Annotated in this window: 20 protein-coding genes and 1 pseudogene; 14 read left to right on the top strand and 7 right to left on the bottom strand. The window is 58.9% G+C overall.

All coding sequences use genetic code 11. From position 1 onward, the window contains the following. Window positions 1–23: 23 nt before the first annotated feature. Both gluQRS and dksA read right to left on the bottom strand, forming a co-directional pair. Window positions 24–911 (bottom strand): tRNA glutamyl-Q(34) synthetase GluQRS, encoded by an 888-nt coding sequence (gene gluQRS / locus AC07OP_RS21360; RefSeq protein ID WP_115487586.1) that lies wholly within the window; start codon window positions 909–911, stop codon window positions 24–26. An 83-nt stretch (window positions 912–994) separates the two neighbouring features. After that, window positions 995–1,429, bottom strand: a complete 435-nt coding sequence (dksA, locus tag AC07OP_RS21355; RefSeq protein ID WP_005791430.1) for an RNA polymerase-binding protein DksA — start codon at window positions 1,427–1,429, stop codon at window positions 995–997. A gap of 320 nt (window positions 1,430–1,749) precedes the next feature. Here dksA and AC07OP_RS21350 point away from each other — a divergent pair, with 320 nt between their 5' ends. After that, window positions 1,750–2,922, top strand: a complete 1,173-nt coding sequence (locus AC07OP_RS21350; RefSeq protein WP_495102461.1) for a pyridoxal phosphate-dependent aminotransferase — start codon at window positions 1,750–1,752, stop codon at window positions 2,920–2,922. Beyond that, a complete protein-coding gene (gene sfsA / locus AC07OP_RS21345) occupies window positions 2,922–3,632 on the top strand; it encodes a DNA/RNA nuclease SfsA (RefSeq protein WP_495102462.1) in 711 nt (236 codons plus the stop codon). Before AC07OP_RS21350 ends, sfsA begins: the two co-directional genes overlap by 1 nt. Here the strand turns inward: sfsA and AC07OP_RS21340 are convergent. Then, entirely contained in the window at window positions 3,629–3,946 is a 318-nt protein-coding gene (locus tag AC07OP_RS21340; RefSeq protein ID WP_027605387.1) for a Rieske (2Fe-2S) protein, read from the bottom strand. The genes sfsA and AC07OP_RS21340 overlap by 4 nt on opposite strands. A gap of 157 nt (window positions 3,947–4,103) precedes the next feature. Between AC07OP_RS21340 and AC07OP_RS21335 the strand changes: the two genes are divergently transcribed. The 3 genes from AC07OP_RS21335 to AC07OP_RS21325 are packed head-to-tail and all read left to right on the top strand — an operon-like array spanning window position 4,104 to window position 6,783. Further along, window positions 4,104–4,982: a heme/hemin ABC transporter substrate-binding protein gene (locus AC07OP_RS21335; protein ID WP_495102463.1), complete on the top strand. Its 879-nt coding sequence runs from the start codon at window positions 4,104–4,106 to the stop codon at window positions 4,980–4,982. A gap of 50 nt (window positions 4,983–5,032) precedes the next feature. Next, the gene (locus AC07OP_RS21330; protein WP_495102468.1) at window positions 5,033–6,016 is read left to right on the top strand and encodes a FecCD family ABC transporter permease; all 984 of its coding nucleotides are present in this window, start codon (window positions 5,033–5,035) and stop codon (window positions 6,014–6,016) included. After that, the gene (locus AC07OP_RS21325; RefSeq protein WP_495102464.1) at window positions 6,016–6,783 is read left to right on the top strand and encodes a heme ABC transporter ATP-binding protein; all 768 of its coding nucleotides are present in this window, start codon (window positions 6,016–6,018) and stop codon (window positions 6,781–6,783) included. Before AC07OP_RS21330 ends, AC07OP_RS21325 begins: the two co-directional genes overlap by 1 nt. Before the next feature lie 244 nt (window positions 6,784–7,027). Here the strand turns inward: AC07OP_RS21325 and AC07OP_RS21320 are convergent, their stop codons facing one another. The 3 genes from AC07OP_RS21320 to AC07OP_RS21310 form a co-directional block, all read right to left on the bottom strand. Then, a complete protein-coding gene (locus AC07OP_RS21320; protein ID WP_027605391.1) occupies window positions 7,028–7,300 on the bottom strand; it encodes a TfoX/Sxy family protein in 273 nt (90 codons plus the stop codon). A 202-nt stretch (window positions 7,301–7,502) separates the two neighbouring features. Then, window positions 7,503–7,847: a pentapeptide repeat-containing protein gene (locus AC07OP_RS21315; protein ID WP_027605392.1), complete on the bottom strand. Its 345-nt coding sequence runs from the start codon at window positions 7,845–7,847 to the stop codon at window positions 7,503–7,505. 92 nt (window positions 7,848–7,939) lie between these two features. Continuing rightward, window positions 7,940–9,496, bottom strand: coding sequence for a bifunctional aminoglycoside phosphotransferase/ATP-binding protein (locus tag AC07OP_RS21310; protein ID WP_495102465.1), 1,557 nt, complete (start codon window positions 9,494–9,496; stop codon window positions 7,940–7,942). 118 nt (window positions 9,497–9,614) lie between these two features. Between AC07OP_RS21310 and mrcB the strand changes: the two genes are divergently transcribed. The 9 genes from mrcB (at window position 9,615) to msrQ (ending at window position 19,433) form a co-directional block, all read left to right on the top strand. Further along, the gene (gene mrcB, locus AC07OP_RS21305) at window positions 9,615–11,939 is read left to right on the top strand and encodes a penicillin-binding protein 1B (RefSeq protein WP_065938262.1); all 2,325 of its coding nucleotides are present in this window, start codon (window positions 9,615–9,617) and stop codon (window positions 11,937–11,939) included. Window positions 11,940–11,955: 16 nt separating this feature from the next. Further along, a complete protein-coding gene (locus AC07OP_RS21300) occupies window positions 11,956–12,690 on the top strand; it encodes a tetratricopeptide repeat protein (RefSeq protein ID WP_495102466.1) in 735 nt (244 codons plus the stop codon). Further along, window positions 12,690–13,019 (top strand): YqcC family protein, encoded by a 330-nt coding sequence (locus tag AC07OP_RS21295; protein ID WP_065938260.1) that lies wholly within the window; start codon window positions 12,690–12,692, stop codon window positions 13,017–13,019. Before AC07OP_RS21300 ends, AC07OP_RS21295 begins: the two co-directional genes overlap by 1 nt. 431 nt (window positions 13,020–13,450) lie before the next feature. Next, the gene (locus AC07OP_RS21290; protein WP_027605397.1) at window positions 13,451–15,175 is read left to right on the top strand and encodes an acetolactate synthase 3 large subunit; all 1,725 of its coding nucleotides are present in this window, start codon (window positions 13,451–13,453) and stop codon (window positions 15,173–15,175) included. Between the two features lie 2 nt (window positions 15,176–15,177). After that, window positions 15,178–15,669: an acetolactate synthase small subunit gene (gene ilvN, locus AC07OP_RS21285; RefSeq protein WP_003176102.1), complete on the top strand. Its 492-nt coding sequence runs from the start codon at window positions 15,178–15,180 to the stop codon at window positions 15,667–15,669. Between the two features lie 47 nt (window positions 15,670–15,716). Further along, the gene (gene ilvC, locus AC07OP_RS21280) at window positions 15,717–16,733 is read left to right on the top strand and encodes a ketol-acid reductoisomerase (RefSeq protein ID WP_003176099.1); all 1,017 of its coding nucleotides are present in this window, start codon (window positions 15,717–15,719) and stop codon (window positions 16,731–16,733) included. A 145-nt stretch (window positions 16,734–16,878) separates the two neighbouring features. Next, entirely contained in the window at window positions 16,879–17,736 is an 858-nt protein-coding gene (gene pssA / locus AC07OP_RS21275) for a CDP-diacylglycerol--serine O-phosphatidyltransferase (RefSeq protein ID WP_053137711.1), read from the top strand. 63 nt (window positions 17,737–17,799) lie between these two features. Then, the gene (gene msrP, locus AC07OP_RS21270; protein ID WP_141156013.1) at window positions 17,800–18,813 is read left to right on the top strand and encodes a protein-methionine-sulfoxide reductase catalytic subunit MsrP; all 1,014 of its coding nucleotides are present in this window, start codon (window positions 17,800–17,802) and stop codon (window positions 18,811–18,813) included. Further along, window positions 18,813–19,433: a protein-methionine-sulfoxide reductase heme-binding subunit MsrQ gene (msrQ, locus tag AC07OP_RS21265; protein ID WP_108574817.1), complete on the top strand. Its 621-nt coding sequence runs from the start codon at window positions 18,813–18,815 to the stop codon at window positions 19,431–19,433. The genes msrP and msrQ overlap by 1 nt, the downstream gene beginning before the upstream one ends. A gap of 114 nt (window positions 19,434–19,547) precedes the next feature. Here the strand turns inward: msrQ and AC07OP_RS21260 are convergent. Then, window positions 19,548–19,773: pseudogene (locus tag AC07OP_RS21260) on the bottom strand (hypothetical protein); the annotation flags it as partial.

Raw genomic sequence — 19,773 nt, 5'->3', positions numbered from 1 at the left:
TGGCTGGCAGGCTGCAAGCGCCTTCAGCGTAATTGCGCTTCGGCCAGGGTCAGTGTGCGCGGGATCCTGCTGGCATCCCAGTGCACAATGCCCCAATCCAGCAACTCCCGTGGGCTGGCATGAAGCAGTTCGTTGCCAGGCTGCTGGCCAAGGGCGCGCAGGGCTCTTAATAGCAGCGGCGTGGCCTGGTCGGGATGCAGTGGCGGGGAACGATAGGACTTGCCCAACTTGTTACCGTCCGGCTGGACGATCAACGGTACGTGCAGATAGCGCGGCTGGCGCAGGCCCAGCAACTCCTGCAGGTACAGCTGGCGTGGCGTGGAGTCGAGCAGGTCGGCGCCGCGCACGATATCGGTAATCCCTTGCCAGGCATCGTCGAGCACCACGGCCAGTTGGTAGGCGTAGAGGCCATCGCGGCGACGGATGACGAAGTCGCCGACATTACGGCCCAGGTGTTGTCGGAATTCTCCTTGTACGCGGTCAGTAAAGTGGTACTCCAGCTCCGGAACACGCAGGCGGATGGCGGCGTCCTGCTGGTCGTGACCGGCATTTCGGCACAGGCCTGGGTAAATCCCGTCGTAGGGCTCCAGTTGTTTGCGTGAACAGGTACAGGCGTAGGCCAGGCCGTGGTTGAACATATCGTTCAGTACCTTGGCGTAGGCGTCATGCCGCTCGCTTTGTCGGACCAGTTCGCCATCCCACTCAAAGCCGTAGCTTTCCAGGGCATGCAGGATTGCCGCCTGGGCGCCGGGCTCTTCGCGGGGCGGGTCGAGGTCTTCCATGCGCATCAGCCAGCGGCCGTGATTGGCGCGGGCGTCGAGGTAGGAGGCGAGGGCGGCGACCAGGGAGCCGAAGTGCAAATGGCCGCTGGGCGTGGGGGCGAAACGCCCGATATAGGTAGAGGCAGTCATGGGCCGGATACTACTGGAAAATCGGTAAATCCCAGAAACAAAAATGGGGCGTTTGCACGCCCCATTTATTCAGCTCGGCTGGATCACTTGCCGACCTGTTTTTCCTTGATTTCAGCCAAGGTCTTGCAGTCTACGCAGAGGTCCGCAGTAGGGCGGGCTTCCAGGCGACGGATACCGATCTCGACACCGCAGGATTCGCACCAGCCGTATTCTTCGTCTTCGATCAGTTGCAACGTCTTGTCGATTTTCTTGATCAGCTTGCGCTCGCGATCGCGGGCGCGCAATTCGAGGGCGAACTCTTCTTCCTGGCTGGCACGGTCTGCCGGGTCCGGGAAGTTGGCCGCTTCATCCTTCATATGGTCAACCGTGCGGTCGACTTCCTGCATCAAGTCCTGCTTCCACTGCTTCAGGATTTTGGAGAAGTGCTCGCGCATGGGCTTGCCCATGTATTCCTCACCCTTCGATTCAACGTAGGGTTGGAAGCCGCTGATGCTCTGTTGCTTTGCTTGGGTGGACATGAATAGACCGCCTCTCACTCTTCTAATCCATTGCGCAGGATTGCAACGTCACCGACACCTGCCGGCCCTGCGGCTGCAAGCGGGCGAACTTACCAGATAGATTCAGGGTGCGCCACTCCCGGTTGTCGACGTCCGTCACGCAGGGGTTGCCAACTGCAGCAGCCCGCTGTTGCTGGGTATGCATCGTCTCGAATGTTGATTTTAGTCGTTTTGCAAGCGCTTGCCGGGTTCATCTTGGACGGCCAGGCAGGCAATAGAGCATGTTTTACCGCGAGGGTTCGGTAGAATCCTGATTTTGTCCTCACCGTTAAGGAAGGCTAATGGCTCAGCCCTACAGTGCGCGCAGTCGCGCCATCGAACCTTTTCATGTCATGGCGTTACTGGCGCGAGCCAATGAGCTGCAAGCGGCCGGCCATGATGTGATCCACCTGGAGATCGGCGAGCCGGATTTCACCACGGCCGAGCCGATCATCCAGGCGGGCCAGGCGGCGCTGGCCAATGGTAAGACCCGCTATACCGCGGCCCGTGGCCTGCCGGAATTGCGTGAAGCCATCAGCGGTTTCTACCAGCAGCGCTACGGATTGAACGTCGATCCCGAGCGTATCCTGATCACTCCCGGGGGCTCCGGCGCACTGTTGTTGGCCAGCAGCCTGTTGGTGGACCCCGGCAAGCATTGGCTGCTGGCAGACCCGGGTTACCCGTGTAACCGGCACTTCCTGCGCCTGGTGGAAGGTGCCGCGCAACTGGTGCCGGTAGGTCCTGAAGTGCGTTATCAACTGACCGCTGACCTGGTGGCCAGACACTGGGATCAGGACAGCGTGGGCGCGTTGGTTGCCTCCCCGGCGAATCCCACCGGCACGATCCTCACGCGCGATGAATTAGCCGGGCTTTCCGACGCAATCAAGGCGCGTAACGGCCATTTGGTGGTGGATGAGATCTATCACGGCCTGACCTACGGCACTGACGCCGCCAGCGTGCTGGAGGTCGACGATGAGGCCTTCGTCCTGAATAGTTTTTCGAAGTATTTCGGCATGACCGGCTGGCGCCTGGGCTGGCTGGTGGCGCCGCCGGCTGCGGTCGGCGACCTGGAAAAACTGGCGCAAAATCTGTATATCAGCGCGCCCAGCATGGCCCAACATGCCGCGCTCGCCTGCTTTACCCCGCAGACCCTGAGCATTCTGGAGGAGCGCCGTGCCGAATTTGGCCGGCGTCGCGATTTCCTGCTGCCCGCCTTGCGCGAGTTGGGCTTCGGGATTGCGGTAGAGCCGGAAGGTGCGTTCTATTTGTATGCCGATATCAGTGCGTTCGGCGCAGATGCCTTCGCGTTTTGTCGTCATTTCCTTGAAACCGAGCATGTCGCCTTTACCCCCGGTCTGGATTTTGGTCGCTATCAAGCGGGCCATCATGTGCGTTTTGCCTACACGCAAAACCTTGATCGGCTACAGGAGGCGGTGGAACGAATCCAGCGCGGCCTGCGGAGCTGGCAAGGCTGATGCGATTTCATCCTCCCCTCGAAGAAGGTCGGCTGATTCGCCGCTATAAGCGCTTTCTCACCGATATCGAAACCGTTACCGGCGAGTTGTTGACTATTCACTGCCCAAATACCGGTTCGATGCTCAACTGCATGGTGGAAGGCGGGCAGGTCTGGTTCAGTCGCTCCAATGACCCCAAGCGCAAGTTGCCCGGCACCTGGGAAATTGCCGAAACGCCCCAGGGCCGCTTGGCGTGCGTTAACACGGCACGCGCCAATCCGTTGGTCGAGGAGGCGTTGCGTGCTGGCGTGATCACCGAACTCAACGGTTTCACCGCGTTGAAGCGAGAAGTGCCTTACGGCCAGGAGAAAAGCCGCATCGACTTTCGTCTCGAATATCCCGACGGCGCGGCGTATGTGGAAGTCAAAAGTGTCACGCTGGGATTTGATGGCACCCGGGTTGCGGCTTTCCCCGATGCGGTGACCCAGCGTGGCGCCAAGCATCTGCGGGAACTGGCACATCTGGCGCGTGAAGGTGTGCGGGCGGTGCAGTTGTATTGCGTCAACCTCTCGGGAATTGATGCGGTGCGCCCGGCGCTGGAAATCGATGCCGCCTACGGTGCGGCCTTGCGCGAAGCTAAAGCTGCCGGGGTGGAAGTGTTGGCGTATGGGGTGCGCGTGACATCCGAGGAGATTTGCGTGGACCGTCGTTTAGACGTGCTGCTCGACTAGAGATCCACCCACAGGCCCTGTGCGTCTTCGCGACCACGCAGGGCCTTGAGGCTTTTACCTGCGCATGGGCCGGCAATGCACTCGCCGCTTTCGATCAGGAACAGCGCGCCGTGGGTGGCGCACTGGATCAGGCTGGCGCTGTCGTCTAGGAAGCGGTCGGGTTGCCACTCCAGTGGAATGCCGCGATGTGGGCAGCGGTTGATATAGAAGTAGGCGATGCCGTCCCGGCGTACCGCCAGCAGCGGCGTGCCATCCATCGTAAAACCGAGGCTACTGTTGGGCGCGAGCGTGTCCGAGGGGCAGAGAAACTTCATTTCAATCCTTAAGTGCCTTGACGTTCAAATGCAAACAATTATCAAATGCCGGCTTCGCCCGTTAGCTGACTGGGTGCTCAGTTCGATGTCCGCCAGGGGTTATCTGTCACATCGATGAGTGCTCGAAAGGCCCTGCCCTTTGGAAGGAAACCCTGTTATGCGCCTGAGTGCCAGCGCTATTGCGCTTGTTGTCGGACTGCTGGTCAACCATGGGGCGCAAGCCTCTGAACTGCCACAACGCTGGGTGAGTGCCGGTGGGGCGCTGTCGGAATGGGTCACGACGTTGGGCGGTGAGCCGAAGTTGGTCGGCGTGGACACCACCAGCCAGCATCCTGAATCGCTCAAGGCGTTGCCGAGTATCGGCTATCAGCGACAGTTGTCGGCCGAAGGCATTCTCAGCCTGCGCCCACAGGTGCTGGTGGGGACTGAAGAGATGGGGCCGCCACCGGTGCTGGCGCAGATTCGCAGTGCAGGTGTCCAGGTCGAGATGTTCTCGGCGCAGCCGGATTTGCCGACCTTGAAGGGTAATCTTCAGCACCTGGGCAAGTTGCTGGGAGATGAGGCTAAGGCCAGTGCATTGTTTACCGCATATGAACAGGCCCTTGATCAGCAGAAAAGCTGGGTCGCCAAGGCACGAGCCGTGCAGAAGGCACCTGTCGTGTTGCTGCTGATCGGTCATGCTGGCGGCAAGCCGCTGATTGCCGGTAAGGACACCGCGGGCGATTGGGTGGTGCAGCAGGCCGGCGGGCATAACCTGGCTACCCACAGCGGTTACAAGCCGTTTTCGGTGGAGTCGTTGGCAGGGCTGAGCCCTGATGTGCTGGTGTTTGCCGATCGTGCCCTTACCGGAGACGCGGCGCGCGCGGCGTTGTTCAAGGAGAATCCGATCCTGGCTTCGACGCCGGCGGCCAAGCGTGGGCGTGTGTTCGAGCTGGACCCGACCTTGCTGGTGGGTGGGCTTGGACCGCGCCTGCCGCAGAGTCTTTTGAAACTCTCGGCCAGCTTTTACCCGTCACAGGCTAAACCCGCTCCATGACCACTCTGGTTAAACCGAAAGCGCTGTTCATCGGCCTGGCACTGTTATGCCTGTTGGCGACCTGGCTCTCGTTGGCATTGGGCCCGGTAAGCTTGCCGTTGCTGGATACGCTCAAGGCGGCATTGCGCTTGATGGGCGTGCCGATAGAGGCGCAAGGCCTGGAGCAGGCTGAGTTGATCCTGGGGCAGATTCGTTTGCCGCGGACGTTGCTCGGTTTGGCGGTGGGCGGCGTATTGGCATTGTCCGGCGTGGCCATGCAAGGGTTGTTTCGTAACCCGCTGGCCGATCCGGGGTTGGTCGGGGTTTCCAGCGGGGCGGCACTGGGGGCGGCAATCGCCATTGTCGGCGGTTCGTTTTTCGGTGGGTTACCGGAGGCATTCGGGCCTTATGTGCTGTCGCTGTGCGCCTTTCTAGGTGGGCTGGGTGTGACCGCGCTGGTTTATCGACTGGGGCGTCGTAACGGTCAGACCAATGTGGCGACAATGCTGCTTGCCGGCATTGCCCTCACTGCACTGGCAAGCTCGGCGGTGGGCCTGTTCACCTACCTGGCGGACGACGCCACCCTGCGTACCCTGACGTTCTGGAACCTTGGCAGCCTCAACGGCGCGAGCTATTCGCGGTTATGGCCCTTATTGCTGGTCAGTGCCGGTGTGGCGCTCTGGTTGCCGCGCCGGGCCAAGGCGTTGAATGCGCTGTTGCTCGGCGAATCCGAGGCCAGTCACCTGGGGATTGACGTTGAAGGGCTCAAGCGCGAGTTGGTGTTCTGTACCGCATTAGGTGTAGGTGCTGCGGTGGCTGCGGCGGGCATGATTGGTTTTGTCGGGCTGGTGGTGCCGCATCTGGTCAGGCTGCTGGCCGGGCCTGATCACCGCGTGCTGTTGCCGGCGTCGATATTGGCGGGCGCGAGTTTGTTGCTGTTTGCCGATCTGGTCGCGCGACTGGCCTTGGCGCCGGCTGAATTGCCGATTGGTATCGTGACTGCGTTTATTGGCGCGCCGTTTTTTCTTTACCTGTTGTTGCGGGGACGTGCCTGATGCTGCGTGTTGAAGACCTGCAGATCCGGCGTGGCCGCAAAATCGTGCTGGCGGATGTCACCCTGGAGTTGCTGCCGGGTGAAGTGATCGGAGTGCTGGGTCCCAATGGCGCGGGTAAGAGTACGTTGCTAGGGGCGTTGTGCGGTGAGTTGCACCCGGATCAGGGCAAGGTGTGGTTGGGGCAGCAGGCGTTGAAAGACTGGAGCGGACCGCAGCGCGCGCAGCGGCTGGCGGTGTTGCCACAAACCTCGACCCTGGACTTCGCGTTCCGTGTCGAAGAGGTGGTCGGCATGGGCCGTTTGCCCCACCAGGCGGGGCGTGTGCGCGATGATGAAATTATCCATGCGGCCTTGCTGGCGGCGGACGTCGCACACTTGAAAGGTCGCAGTTACTTGGCGCTGTCTGGTGGCGAGCGTCAACGCGTGCACTTGGCGCGGGTGTTGGCGCAATTATGGCCAGGTGAGTCTGGGCAGACATTGCTGCTGGATGAGCCGACATCGATGTTGGACCCCCTGCATCAGCACACGACCTTGCAAGCGATTCGCCGCTTTGCCGATCGTGGTGCGGCGGTGCTGGTGATCCTCCATGACCTGAACCTGGCCGCGCGCTACTGTGATCGCATTTTGCTGCTGGAGCAGGGCCGTCCCCACGCCTTGGATACACCGGTGCAGGTGCTGCAGCCCGAGCCGCTTAAGGCCGTGTTTGGTTTGGAAGTATTGGTTCAGCCGCACCCGGAGCGTGGGCATCCGTTAATCATTGCTCGCTGAGGCGTGCTTTTTCACAGGCAAAAAAAGACCCGGCAAAAGCCGGGTCAAATAACCGTGATTAGCCTGATGAGGAGATAATCTGAGAGTCCGAACCAATGGTCTTTCAGTTATCGGCTGATCTCGCGACCAGTTGTGATAATCATAACGATTCTCATTTGAGAGTCAACAGTTGTTTTTGAATGATCTGCGGTTTTCCTCAAACGTCCGTTCGAAGTGCGCATAAACATTGGGCCTTGCTGACGATCTAGCTCTTCTGACGCGCTGAAATGGCATCCAGCTGGCGGTTCAACGCTTCCTTACGCTCGACCGGAATGTCATTCCAGTGCACGTCCATCAGGGCCCCTTCGATCGCATAGAGCAACACTTTTGATGCGCGAAACCCGCGAGTCCTGACGGCTCGATACGCATCGACCGCTCCCAGGCGACGCAAGTCGGATGCACTGTGGATGCCCACCGCATGCAGCCACTGCGCTGACGTCTTGCCGAGGTTTTTCAGGTGTTGCAGCTCATCGTTCATCAAGCCTCCTTGCGACGGCCGAATGGTGCGGTGGGTATCGTGACCAGGCAGGCCTGAACAGCAGTGTAGCGCTCAGTAGGAAAAGCGTAGTTCTTTGGTCCGAAACGGCCAAAAAGCTTATAAGAATGGCGCGGGGATTTTGACGCGGGGCAGGCGTGAAGCACCCGCTACGCGTTGCGCGTAGTCGGGCTTGGATCGAATCTTACTTGGTGCGGTAGCGCAGTCGCGTGCCGAAATTGACCGACATGAGGATCTCATCGGCAGTCAATTCAGGCGGGAAGTAGGTGCCCGAAATCTGCGCATGGGCCAGGCTGGCGCCTTCCAGTGAGCAGTCGCGCAAATCCAGGCCGCGCAAGTCGGCGGAGCGGAAATACGCGTCGGTGAAGTCCACGCCGGTGGCATTCAAGTCGCGCAGGTCCAGTCCACGGAAGTCGCCACCACGCATGTCGATAATGCCGCCTGCAGGGCGTTCCTGGTTGAAACCACGGATATCGTCTTTATGCAGGAGTGCGTAGAGCGGTGTATCTAGAAGCTTGGGCTGACTCATGAAAACGACTCCTGTTGGAATTATGACGCCATTATAGTGCCACTATTTCTTGGGCGTGCGTCCAAGTAGACGACACGCCCAAGAAATTTTTCTTACAGACCTGGCAGGCGCTGGCGAATTTGTGCGACCAACGCATCGAGGGTCCCGCTTTGATTGGTCTCGACGCGTTTACTCAGTAACAGTTCTTCAGCGGTCAGTGGGTCACGGTTGGCCTGTTGTTCTTCGATAACGCTCAGGGTCGCGTCGGATGGATCGTTTTTGTCGGCCTGACGTTGCGCCAACCAACTGGTGATAACCGCCTGTGGCGCGTTGCAGTCCAGGATCAGGAAAGGCGCCCCCGTGGCTTCGGCCACTTTGGCTGCGGCGTCGCGTTGTTCGCGTTTGAGGAAGGTGGCATCCAGTACTACCGGGAAGCCGGCGCGCAGCACGGTATCCGCGATGTCATTCAAGCGAGCGTAGGTCCTGGCGCTGGCGTCGGACGCATAGATGCCGGCCTGGGGCGTGTTTTCCACCTGCTGCTCGCCGAACATGCGCTTGCGCTCCACGTCCGAGCGCAGGCGTACAGCGCCCAATGCTTCCACCAGGCGCATGGCCACGTGGCTTTTGCCCACTGCCGAGACGCCATGGGTAATTGCCAGGAAGCGCGATGGAATGGTGCTGTAGCTTTCCGCCAGGTTGGCGTAGTTGCGGTATTGGCGCAGGGTGGTGGCGCGCTGTACCGGGCTTGCCTCGCTCGGCATGCTGAACAGCGACACCTTGGCACGCACCAGGGCGCGGTAGGCTTTGTAGAAGTTCAGCACTTCAAGGCCCTGATAGTCACCGGTCAGTTCCAGGTACTGGCTGATAAAGCGCCGCGCCAGGGACTTGAGGCCGCGGTCTTCCAGGTCCATGGCCAGGAAAGCGGTGTCGGCGTACACATCGGTGAAGCGAAACGGCTCGTTGAACTCGATGCAGTCGAAGATCACCACGTTGCCGTCAATCAAGGTGGCGTTGCCGAGGTGGATGTCACCGTGGCACTCGCGGGTGAAACCGTCGAGCTTGCGCTGTGCCAGCAGCGGTTTCAGGCGTTCGAAGCTGCTTTCGGCCCAGGCTTGCAGGGCGTCCAGTTGAATCAGGTCGGCCTTGTCGCTGAGGAATGGGCGGATCTGGTCGAAGTTCTGCCGTACCGGTGCCATCACTTCATCGGGGGTGCCGGCCGCGTGGTCCTGAGGCACTTTTGGTGCGGCGAGGTGAAAGCGTGCGATCTGCCTGGCCATTTCATCGATATGCGCGGCGGTCAATTCGCCATTGGCTTGCAGGGTGCTGAGCAGTTGGCTTTGCGGGAACTGACGCATCTTCAGGGCATATTCGATCACCGGGCCGTCGCCACCCAATTGCGGGGCTTCGGCTGTGCCGGTAATCGGCAACACTTCCAGATACAGATCCGTGGTCAGGCGTTGGTTGAGGCGCAGTTCTTCGTTGCAGAAGTGCCCGCGTTTCTCCAGGTCGGTGAAGTCCAGGAACCCGAAGTTCATCGGTTTTTTCAATTTATAAGCGTAGGGGCCGGTCAAGATGACCCATGAAATATGCGTTTCGATGACCTGGAACGCTTCAACCGGATGAGGGTACAAAGCCGGGTTTTGCAGGGCTGCGATCAGTGACTGGCTCACGGGCGATCCTTCAGAGTCGGGGGGAAATCATGGCGCGCATTATGGCTGCTACGGGCGGTCGTGCAAACCGCTGTCCGGCTCATGTTGATCATCAATAAAGTGCGTATAATCCGCCGCCATGACTCGAACCCGATCTCCCCGTTCCCGTAAAAAACCTCCTTCCCGCGGCCTGCGCCCGTGGCTTGGCTGGGCGCTCAAGCTCGGCCTGGTAGGCCTTGTGGTGCTCGCTGGCTTTGCGGTGTACCTCGACGCTGTGGTCCAGGAGAAGTTCTCCGGCAAGCGCTGGACTATCCCGGCCAAGGTGTATGCACGCCCGCTGGAACTCTTTACCGGCCAGAAGCTGAGCAAGGATGACTTCCTCACCGAACTCGACGCCCTGGGCTATCGACGCGAACCCGTGAGCAATGGTCCAGGGGCGGCTGCGGTCAGCGGCAACACCGTCGACCTCAATACTCGCGGTTTTCAGTTCTATGAAGGGCTGGAGAAAGCCCAGCCTGTGCGCGTGCGCTTCTCCGGCGACTACGTGGCCGAACTGTCGTCCCTCAACGGCTCGAAGTTGCCGGTGGTACGCCTTGAGCCGCTGATGATCGGCGGGATTTACCCGAAGAACCTTGAAGATCGCATCCTGATCAAGCTTGATCAGGTGCCGCCGTATCTACTGGAAACGTTGGTGGCTGTAGAGGACCGCGACTTTTATAGTCACTGGGGCGTTTCGCCGAAGTCGATTGCCCGTGCCGTCTGGGTGAATACTTCCGGCGGCAGGATGACCCAGGGCGGCAGTACGCTGACCCAGCAGTTGGTGAAGAACTTCTACCTGACCAACGAGCGCAGCCTGACCCGTAAGCTCACCGAAGCCATGATGGCGATGCTGCTCGAGTTGCACTACAGCAAGCAGGAGATCCTTGAGGCGTACCTCAACGAGGTATTCGTCGGCCAGGATGGTCAGCGCGCGGTGCACGGCTTCGGTTTGGCCAGCCAGTTCTTCTTCGGTCAACCGCTGTCGGAGTTGAAGCTGCATCAAGTGGCCTTGTTGGTGGGCATGGTCAAGGGGCCTTCCTACTACAACCCGCGTCGTAATCCGGAGCGTGCGCTTGAGCGCCGTAACCTGGTGCTCGATGTGCTTGAACAGCAAGGCGTTGCCACGGCGGAACAAGTGGCCGCGGCGAAAAAAATGCCACTGGGTGTGACAACCCGCGGGAAGTTGGCGGACAGTTCATTCCCAGGCTTTATCGATCTGGTAAAGCGCCAGTTGCGTGAAGACTATCGCGACGAAGACTTGACCGAAGAAGGCCTGCGGATCTTCACCAGCTTCGACCCGATCCTGCAGATGAAGGCAGAAGCGTCGGTCAACGACACCTTCAAGCGCCTGACGGGCCGTAAGGGCGCCGACGAAGTAGAAGCCGCCATGGTGGTGACCAACCCGGAAACCGGTGAAGTCCAGGCCATGATCGGCAGTCGCCAGGCCAGCTTTGCCGGTTTCAACCGCGCACTGGATGCCGTGCGGCCGATCGGCTCGCTGGTCAAGCCGGCGGTCTACCTGACGGCGCTGGAAAAACCGAGCAAATACACCCTCACCAGTTGGCTGTCGGATGACCCGCTGTCGGTCAAAGGGGGTGACGGCCAGGTCTGGACGCCGCAGAACTTTGATCGCCGCTCCCACGGCACGGTGTTCCTGTACCAGGGCTTGGCCCATTCCTACAACATTTCCACGTCTCGGCTCGGCTTGGAGGTTGGCGTGCCGAATGTCCTCAAGACACTCGCGCGCCTGGGCATCACCCGCGAATTCCCGGCCTTCCCATCGATTCTGCTGGGCGCCGGCGCCATGACGCCGATTGAAGTGGCGACCATGTACCAGACCCTCGCCAACGGTGGCTTCAATACCCCGATGCGCGGGATCCGCAGTGTACTGACGGCCGAGGGTGAGCCGCTCAAGCGCTATCCGTTCCAGATTCAGCAACGCTTTGACGCGGGCTCCATCTATCTGATCCAGAACGCCATGCAGCGTGTGATGCGTGAAGGTACCGGCAGCTCGGTCTATAAAGTCTTGCCTTCCAACCTGACACTGGCGGGCAAGACCGGTACCAGTAACGACTCGCGTGACAGCTGGTTCGCCGGTTTCGGCCAGGATGTGCTCGCCGTGGTGTGGCTGGGCCGTGACGACAATGGCAAGACGCCGTTCACCGGTGCCACCGGCGCACTGCAGGTCTGGACCAGTTTCATGCGCAAGGCCGACCCGCTGCCGTTGAACATGCCGCAGCCGGATAACATCGTGCAGGCCTGGATTGATCCGCATACCGGCCAGGGCTCCGATGCCAACTGTCCGGGCGCGGTGCAGATGCCGTATATTCGCGGCAGCGAACCACCAGCCGGTGCTGCGTGCGGTGGCGGAGCCCCTGCAGATGCGGAATCGGTGATGGATTGGGTCAAGGGCTGGATGAATTAAGCAAAGAGGGTTTCAAGTGAACAAGTGGTGGATTCCAGCTATTACAGCTCTGGCTTTGCTCGGCGGTTGCTCCAGCGTGCAGCGCGGCTCTATTCCTGTGGTGGATTCGAGTACAGCTGTCTCCAATAATGACCGTATCTCGGCCAATGGCGGTTTCCGCCAAACCGTGACCAACCGTCCGGCCCAGGCCAGGCCTCAGGCCGTGCCGCAGGATTCGGGTGTGGTCGTGATGGTGCCGGGCGGCGGTGCAGCTACCTCGGCGCCAATCAGTGCCGAGCCTTGGACGCCTGGGCCAAGCTCCTCTGGGCCGATTGATGCCGCGCCGATGCAGACCGCGCCGATCAACCAGGGCACCTACACCATGCCGTCGACGCCGAGCGGCATTCCATCGGCCTCCAGTGCAGGCGGCTTGTCTGCCGACGAGCAATTGGACGGTCCGGTGCTGGCGTTGCTGACCACCGCGCAGCAACAGCAGGCGGGTGGTGACTTGAATGGTGCGTCATCCAGCCTTGAGCGTGCGCAACGTGTTGCTCCGCGCGAGCCGCAAGTGCTGTATCGCCTTGCCCAGGTACGCATGGCCCAGGGCGATGCGCCCCAGGCCGAACAATTCGCTCGTCGTGGTCTCACGCTGGCCAACGGTCGTCCCGACCTGCAAGCCAGCCTGTGGGCGTTGATCGGCGATGCGCGTGCGGCACAAGGTGACGCTGCCGGCGCTGCCCAGGCTCGGCAAAAAGCCAAGGTCAACCTCTGATGGATGCACGGTTTCCCGCGATTGCCGAACAGTTATTGCTGATCGAGCGCGAATTGCGCGTGCAGGGCTGGTGGGATGAGGTGCGCCCCAGTGCCGAAGCGCTCAGCAGTGTCGAGCCCTTTTCGGTGGATACTCTGGACTTCCACCAGTGGTTGCAGTGGGTCTTCCTTGTGCGCATGAAGCAGATTCTCGAGCAGGATCTGCCCTTGCCCAATGCTTCCGGGATCATGGAGATGGCCGAGATGGTCTATGCCGACCGGCCGCTCGAGAGCCTTGGTTTGCGCAATGCGCTGAAAAAGTTCGACCAACTGATCGTCGACGCTCGTTAATTGCCTGGCTGCCGGTTTTTCCGGCAGTCTTGCGCACATTTCTACCGCTTGACGACATTCAGGCGAGTTTTATCCCTCCTCAAAGCCCTTTCTTCTACGTTCTCATGCGCTTAGTTGGAAAAAAGCGCAATTATTGCTTGACTTGAGAGGCCTGAAACAGAAGAATCCAAAGTCCGCTGTATCGGGACTGCCAGAAGCAGGCCCGCTCAGCAGATCATGAGGCGCACATCCGCGCCGACCTGTTACACCCGCAACGCGTTACCTCGCGCTGGGTGGGAAAAGCCCGCAACACTTGGGACGATCCCAATACTTGCTCAGTCAGTGCTGACGTAGTCGGCGACCACCGTCGCTCATGCTCTGTTGAGAAGTAAACCTATTAAGACCCGTCGGTTTTCAACGGACGGTATTCTGGCGTTTTAGAGGTGAACAACGTGGAGCTTTTATCTGGCGGTGAGATGCTCGTCCGCTTTTTGCGTGACGAAGGCGTCGACTATATCTACGGGTACCCAGGTGGTGCTCTGCTGCATGTTTACGACGCACTGTTCAAGGAACCGGCTGTTACCCACATCCTGGTTCGCCACGAACAGGCCGCGACCCATATGGCTGACGGTTATGCCCGTGCCACCGGTAAAGCCGGTGTGGTACTGGTAACCTCCGGCCCAGGCGCAACCAATGCCATTACCGGCATCGCGACTGCTTATATGGACTCCATTCCGATGGTGATCATTTCCGGCCAGGTGCCAAGCACCATGGTGGGGACCGATGCGTTCCAGGAAACCGACATGATCGGTATCTCCAGGCCGATCGTGAAACACAGCTTCATGATCAAGCATGCGTCGGAAATCCCGGACGTCATGAAAAAGGCCTTCTACCTCGCACAGTCCGGTCGCCCGGGGCCTGTCGTGGTCGATATCCCGAAAGACATGACCAACCCGGCTGAAAAATTCGAATACGTTTTCCCGAAGAAAGCCAAGCTGCGTTCCTACAGCCCGGCCGTTCGTGGGCACTCGGGGCAAATCCGCAAGGCGGCAGAAATGCTCCTGGCGGCCAAGCGCCCCGTGTTGTACTCGGGGGGTGGCGTGATCCTGGGCGGTGGTTCTGCACCGCTGACCGAGTTGGCCAAACTGCTCAACCTGCCAGTCACCAACACCCTGATGGGCCTCGGCGCATTCCCAGGTACGGACCGTCAGTTCGTGGGCATGCTGGGCATGCACGGCAGCTACACCGCCAACCTGACCATGCACCACGCCGACGTGATCCTGGCAGTGGGCGCGCGTTTTGATGACCGCGTGATCAACGGCGCGAGCAAGTTCTGCCCGAATGCCAAGATCATCCACATCGACATCGACCCGGCGTCCATCTCCAAGACCATCAAGGCCGATGTGCCGATCGTAGGTCCTGTAGAAAGTGTATTGACCGAAATGGTCGCTGCGCTCAAGGACATCGGCGAAACGCCGAACAAGGAATCCGTTGCCAGCTGGTGGAAGCAGATCGACGAATGGCGTGGTGACCGTGGCCTGTTCCCTTACGACAAGGGCGACGGCAGCATCATCAAGCCACAAACCGTGATCGAGACCCTCTGCGAAGTGACCAAGGGCGATGCCTTTGTGACCTCCGATGTGGGCCAGCACCAGATGTTCGCCGCGCAGTACTACAAGTTCGACAAGCCTAACCGCTGGATCAACTCCGGTGGCCTGGGCACGATGGGCTTTGGTTTCCCGGCAGCCATGGGCGTGAAACTGAGTTTCCCGGACTCTGACGTTGCCTGCGTCACCGGTGAAGGCAGCATTCAGATGAACATCCAGGAGCTGTCGACATGCCTGCAGTACGGTCTTCCTGTGAAGATTGTCTGCTTGAACAACGGTGTGCTGGGTATGGTTCGTCAATGGCAGGACATGAGCTACGGTAGCCGTCATTCCCATTCCTACATGGAATCGTTGCCGGATTTCATCAAGTTGGTTGAAGCCTATGGCCACGTTGGCATTCGCATCACCGATCTGAAAGATCTGAAGCCGAAGATGGAAGAAGCGTTCGCCATGAAGGACCGTCTGGTGTTCATCGATATTCAGGTGGATACCAGTGAGCACGTCTACCCGATGCAGATCAAAGACGGCTCTATGCGCGACATGTGGCTGAACAAGACGGAGCGTACTTAATCATGCGGCACATTATCTCCCTGCTTCTGGAGAACGAACCCGGCGCTCTGTCTCGTGTTGTCGGCCTGTTTTCGCAACGCAACTACAACATCGAAAGCCTGACCGTGGCGCCGACCGAAGACCCGACTTTGTCGCGCCTGACGTTGACCACCGTGGGCCACGATGAGGTGATCGAGCAGATCACCAAGAACCTCAACAAGCTGATCGAAGTGGTCAAGCTGGTCGACCTGTCGGAGAGTGCCCACATCGAGCGCGAGCTGATGCTGGTCAAGGTCAAGGCAACGGGGGCCCAGCGTGCCGAGATCAAGCGCACTACCGATATTTATCGCGGGCAGATCGTCGATGTGAGCGCCAGTGTTTATACCGTTCAACTGACCGGTACGAGCGACAAGCTGGACAGCTTCATCCAGTCGATCGGGACGGCCTCGATTCTGGAAACGGTACGCAGTGGTGTCACCGGGATTGCCCGTGGCGACAAAGTACTCAGCATCTAACCCAAATTAGCGAATGGCCTTACGGCCTGGATATATAGAGGAACCTCATGAAAGTTTATTACGATAAAGATTGTGACCTGTCGATCATCCAGGGCAAGAAAGTCGCCATCATCGGCTACGGCTCCCAGGGTCACGCGCAAGCTTGCAACCTGAAAGACTCCGGCGTTGACGTGACTGTTGGCTTGCGTAAAGGCTCGGCCACCGTTGCCAAAGCTGAAGCCCACGGCCTGAAAGTGACTGACGTTGCTTCCGCTGTTGCTGCCGCCGACCTGGTCATGATCCTGACCCCGGACGAGTTCCAGTCCGCGCTGTACAAGAACGAGATCGAGCCGAACATCAAGAAGGGCGCCACCCTGGCCTTCTCCCACGGCTTCGCGATCCACTACAACCAGGTTGTACCGCGCGCTGACCTCGACGTGATCATGATCGCGCCGAAAGCACCGGGCCATACCGTACGTTCCGAGTTCGTCAAAGGCGGCGGTATCCCTGACCTGATCGCGATCTACCAGGATGCTTCGGGCAACGCCAAGAACGTTGCGCTGTCTTACGCTGCTGGCGTGGGTGGCGGTCGTACCGGCATCATCGAAACCACCTTCAAGGACGAGACCGAAACCGACCTGTTCGGCGAGCAAGCCGTTCTGTGCGGCGGTACCGTTGAGCTGGTTAAAGCCGGTTTCGAAACCCTGGTTGAAGCTGGCTACGCGCCGGAAATGGCCTACTTCGAATGCCTGCACGAACTGAAGCTGATCGTTGACCTCATGTACGAAGGCGGTATCGCCAACATGAACTACTCGATCTCCAACAACGCCGAATACGGCGAGTACGTGACTGGCCCGGAAGTCATCAACGCCGAGTCCCGCCAGGCTATGCGCAACGCCCTGAAACGTATTCAGGATGGCGAGTACGCCAAAATGTTCATCAGCGAAGGTGCTACCGGCTACCCTTCGATGACCGCAAAGCGTCGTAACAACGCTGCTCACGGTATCGAAGTCATCGGCGAGCAACTGCGCTCCATGATGCCGTGGATCGGTGCCAACAAGATCGTCGACAAAGCCAAAAACTAAGTCGTACGTATCAACAGAAAACGCGGCTTAGGCCGCGTTTTTTCGTTTGAGGGGCGGGTTCTGGTATAAAGCTGCATCGTTTGCGGGCGAACACTCGCCGCAAGTATTGGTCGAATTTTTTTCACACCGTTGCAAGGTAAAGTCCATGAGCGAACGTCCCGAAGAGCCAAACCAGGCTTCTGACGCCGAAAGCCTGCTGCCGATCGATGAACATGTCGAAGAAGGGCATGACGCTGAAGGCCGCAAGGTCCGGCATCGTGGCATCTATTTGCTGCCCAATTTGTTCACTACGGCAAACCTGTTTGCCGGGTTCTATTCCATCATCAACTCAATGAGTGCCCAAAGTGCCTTGGCGGCGGGTGATGCGGCGAGCGCCAGCAAGTATTTCGGCTTTGCTGCCATCGCGATTTTCGTGGCCATGGTGCTGGATGGCCTTGATGGTCGTGTGGCGCGCATGACCAATACCCAAAGCGCCTTCGGAGCCGAGTATGACTCGCTATCGGACATGGTTGCCTTTGGTGTTGCACCTGCACTGCTGGCCTTCGCCTGGGCGCTGGGGGATATGGGTAAGGTTGGCTGGATGGTCGCCTTCATCTATGTTGCGGGGGCGGCGTTGCGTCTGGCTCGCTTCAATACCCAGGTGGGTACTGCTGACAAGCGTTACTTCATCGGTCTGGCCAGTCCGGCAGCGGCGGGCGTGGTGGCGGGTATCGTCTGGGCGTTCAGCGACTACGGCATCCAGGGTTCGAAAATGTCGTTCCTGGTGGCGTTGATGGTTGCTGCGGCCGGTATGCTGATGGTCAGTAATATCAAGTACAACAGCTTCAAGGAGCTTGACCTCAAGGGGCGTGTACCTTTCGTGGCGATCCTGGCAGTGGTACTGGTGTTTGCGGTGGTCTTCAGTGATCCTCCTCGGATCCTGCTATTGGCCTTTCTGGTCTACGCCGCTTCGGGGCCGATTCAGTACTTGCTGCATATGCGCCGGGACAAAACGTTGCCTTAATGTAATTTCCCCCATACTCCGCAGTCTATTGGTGCATCAGTTCTCCAATGCTGCGGAGTTGCCATGTTAATCAAATTGCCCAAAGCGTCCGATTGCCAAGAATCGGATGTCACGCCTGAATCCTTCTACCTTTCTCGCCGTAGCTTGCTCGGCGGTGCGCTTGCCGGCATTGCTGCCAGCAGCCTGCCGCGTTGGGCCAGTGCTGACGAGGCCGCGCGTTATCCCGATGTTGAGCCTGGCAAGGCGCCCAATTGGTTTGCCGAAAAATTGCCGGCAACGAAATGGCAGGCAGTGACGGTCAAGGATGAGTCCATCACCCCGTTCAAGGACGCAACCCACTACAACAATTTCTATGAGTTCGGTACAGACAAGGGTGATCCTGCGAAAAATGCAGGCTCACTCAAGACCGAGCCCTGGAGTGTGGTGATCGATGGCGAGGTTGCAAAACCGGGGCGTTACGCCCTTGAAGACTTCATGAAGCCCTATCAATTAGAAGAGCGGATCTACCGTTTACGCTGTGTCGAGGCGTGGTCGATGGTCATCCCGTGGATGGGTTTTCCGATCTCTGCCTTACTCAAGCAGGTTGAGCCGACCTCCAAGGCCAAATACATCCGCTTTGAAACCCTCCAGGATGCCAAGAGCATGCCTGGGCAGCGCTCGAGTTTTGGCTTGATTGACTGGCCATATGTAGAAGGGCTGCGTCTGGATGAAGCGATGAACCCTTTGGCGATTCTGGCCGTTGGCATGTATGGGCGCGAGTTGCCCAATCAGAACGGTGCACCGTTACGTCTGGTCGTACCTTGGAAGTACGGTTTCAAGAGCGTGAAATCCATTGTGCGTATCAGTCTTGTAAGCGAGCAGCCCAAAACCACCTGGCAGAGTATTGCGGCGGATGAGTATGGCTTCTATGCGAATGTGAACCCTACGGTGGATCATCCCCGCTGGACCCAGGCGCGGGAGCGTCGTCTGCCAAGTGGGCTGTTCAGTCCCAATGTGCGCGAGACGCAGATGTTCAATGGCTACTCGGATGAGGTCGCCTCTTTATATACAGGCCTCGATCTGCGGAAGAACTACTGATGCGTTACCCCATCTGGCGCATTGGCGTTTTTATAGCTGCGGCAGTGTGGCCGTTATTATGGCTGTATGAGGCATGGAGTTTTGCCTTGGGGCCGGATCCGGGCAAGGTGCTGGTTGATCGGCTTGGCCTGGGTACCTTGATCCTCTTGTTGATTACCCTTGGAATGACGCCGCTGCAGAAGCTGAGCGGTTGGGCGGGGTGGATTGCCGTGCGCCGGCAGCTTGGATTGTGGTGCTTTGCTTATGTAGTGCTGCATTTGGCGGCGTACTGCGTGTTTGTCCTGGGGCTGGATTGGTCGCAATTGGGTGTGGAGTTGCGCAAACGGCCTTACATTATTGTGGGGGCGCTGGGGTTCTTGTCTTTGTTGGTGTTGGCGGTGACGTCTAATCGCTATAGCCAACGCCGACTGGGTAGTCGCTGGAAGAAACTGCATCGGCTGGTGTATGTGATTCTTGGGCTTGGTCTGTTGCACATGCTGTGGATCGTGCGGGCTGATCTGAAGGAATGGGTTATCTATGCTTCTATAGGTGCGTTGCTTCTGGTGCTGCGTGTACCGCTAGTGGCGCGCCGAATCCCCCGACTTATTACTAAAAAAGCACTCACTGCAACAAAAGCGTAATTAACGCTTGACCGCAGATTGTAGACGTCTATAATTCGCCCCACTTCCGGCGCAGTCGAAACGTAAAACTCCTTGGTAAACAACGAGTTATGCAGAATAAGGCAGCGGATTGCTTCAGTTCATCGAAGCCCAGAAGGAGTTGGTAGGGTCGTGTTGTTTGACGCTATTAACGATTCGATCTTCTCGGTCGAAAGCGGAGAAGAAGAGGTGTTGACAGCAGCGTGTAACGCTGTAGAATTCGCCTCCCGCTGACGAGAGATCGAAAGCGCAAGTGGTTGAAGTTGTTGAAGAAATCTTCGAAAGCTTCTGAAAATAATCACTTGACAGCAAATGAGGCTGC

The organism is Pseudomonas sp. GW821-FHT09D08, assembly GCF_059416305.1.
The sequence above is the reverse complement of the archived record's forward strand: the minus strand, read 5'-3'. Positions and strand labels throughout refer to the sequence as shown.

Coding starts and splice junctions, on each gene's coding strand:
- msrQ (WP_108574817.1), top strand. CDS start 18,813: ATGCGTTACCCCATCTGGCGCATTGGCGTTTTTATAGCTGCGGCAGTG.
- AC07OP_RS21325 (WP_495102464.1), top strand. CDS start 6,016: ATGCTGCGTGTTGAAGACCTGCAGATCCGGCGTGGCCGCAAAATCGTG.
- dksA (WP_005791430.1), bottom strand. CDS start 1,429: ATGTCCACCCAAGCAAAGCAACAGAGCATCAGCGGCTTCCAACCCTAC.
- ilvC (WP_003176099.1), top strand. CDS start 15,717: ATGAAAGTTTATTACGATAAAGATTGTGACCTGTCGATCATCCAGGGC.
- msrP (WP_141156013.1), top strand. CDS start 17,800: ATGTTAATCAAATTGCCCAAAGCGTCCGATTGCCAAGAATCGGATGTC.
- gluQRS (WP_115487586.1), bottom strand. CDS start 911: ATGACTGCCTCTACCTATATCGGGCGTTTCGCCCCCACGCCCAGCGGC.
- AC07OP_RS21320 (WP_027605391.1), bottom strand. CDS start 7,300: ATGAACGATGAGCTGCAACACCTGAAAAACCTCGGCAAGACGTCAGCG.
- pssA (WP_053137711.1), top strand. CDS start 16,879: ATGAGCGAACGTCCCGAAGAGCCAAACCAGGCTTCTGACGCCGAAAGC.
- mrcB (WP_065938262.1), top strand. CDS start 9,615: ATGACTCGAACCCGATCTCCCCGTTCCCGTAAAAAACCTCCTTCCCGC.
- AC07OP_RS21335 (WP_495102463.1), top strand. CDS start 4,104: ATGCGCCTGAGTGCCAGCGCTATTGCGCTTGTTGTCGGACTGCTGGTC.
- AC07OP_RS21340 (WP_027605387.1), bottom strand. CDS start 3,946: ATGAAGTTTCTCTGCCCCTCGGACACGCTCGCGCCCAACAGTAGCCTC.
- AC07OP_RS21350 (WP_495102461.1), top strand. CDS start 1,750: ATGGCTCAGCCCTACAGTGCGCGCAGTCGCGCCATCGAACCTTTTCAT.
- ilvN (WP_003176102.1), top strand. CDS start 15,178: ATGCGGCACATTATCTCCCTGCTTCTGGAGAACGAACCCGGCGCTCTG.
- AC07OP_RS21315 (WP_027605392.1), bottom strand. CDS start 7,847: ATGAGTCAGCCCAAGCTTCTAGATACACCGCTCTACGCACTCCTGCAT.
- sfsA (WP_495102462.1), top strand. CDS start 2,922: ATGCGATTTCATCCTCCCCTCGAAGAAGGTCGGCTGATTCGCCGCTAT.
- AC07OP_RS21295 (WP_065938260.1), top strand. CDS start 12,690: ATGGATGCACGGTTTCCCGCGATTGCCGAACAGTTATTGCTGATCGAG.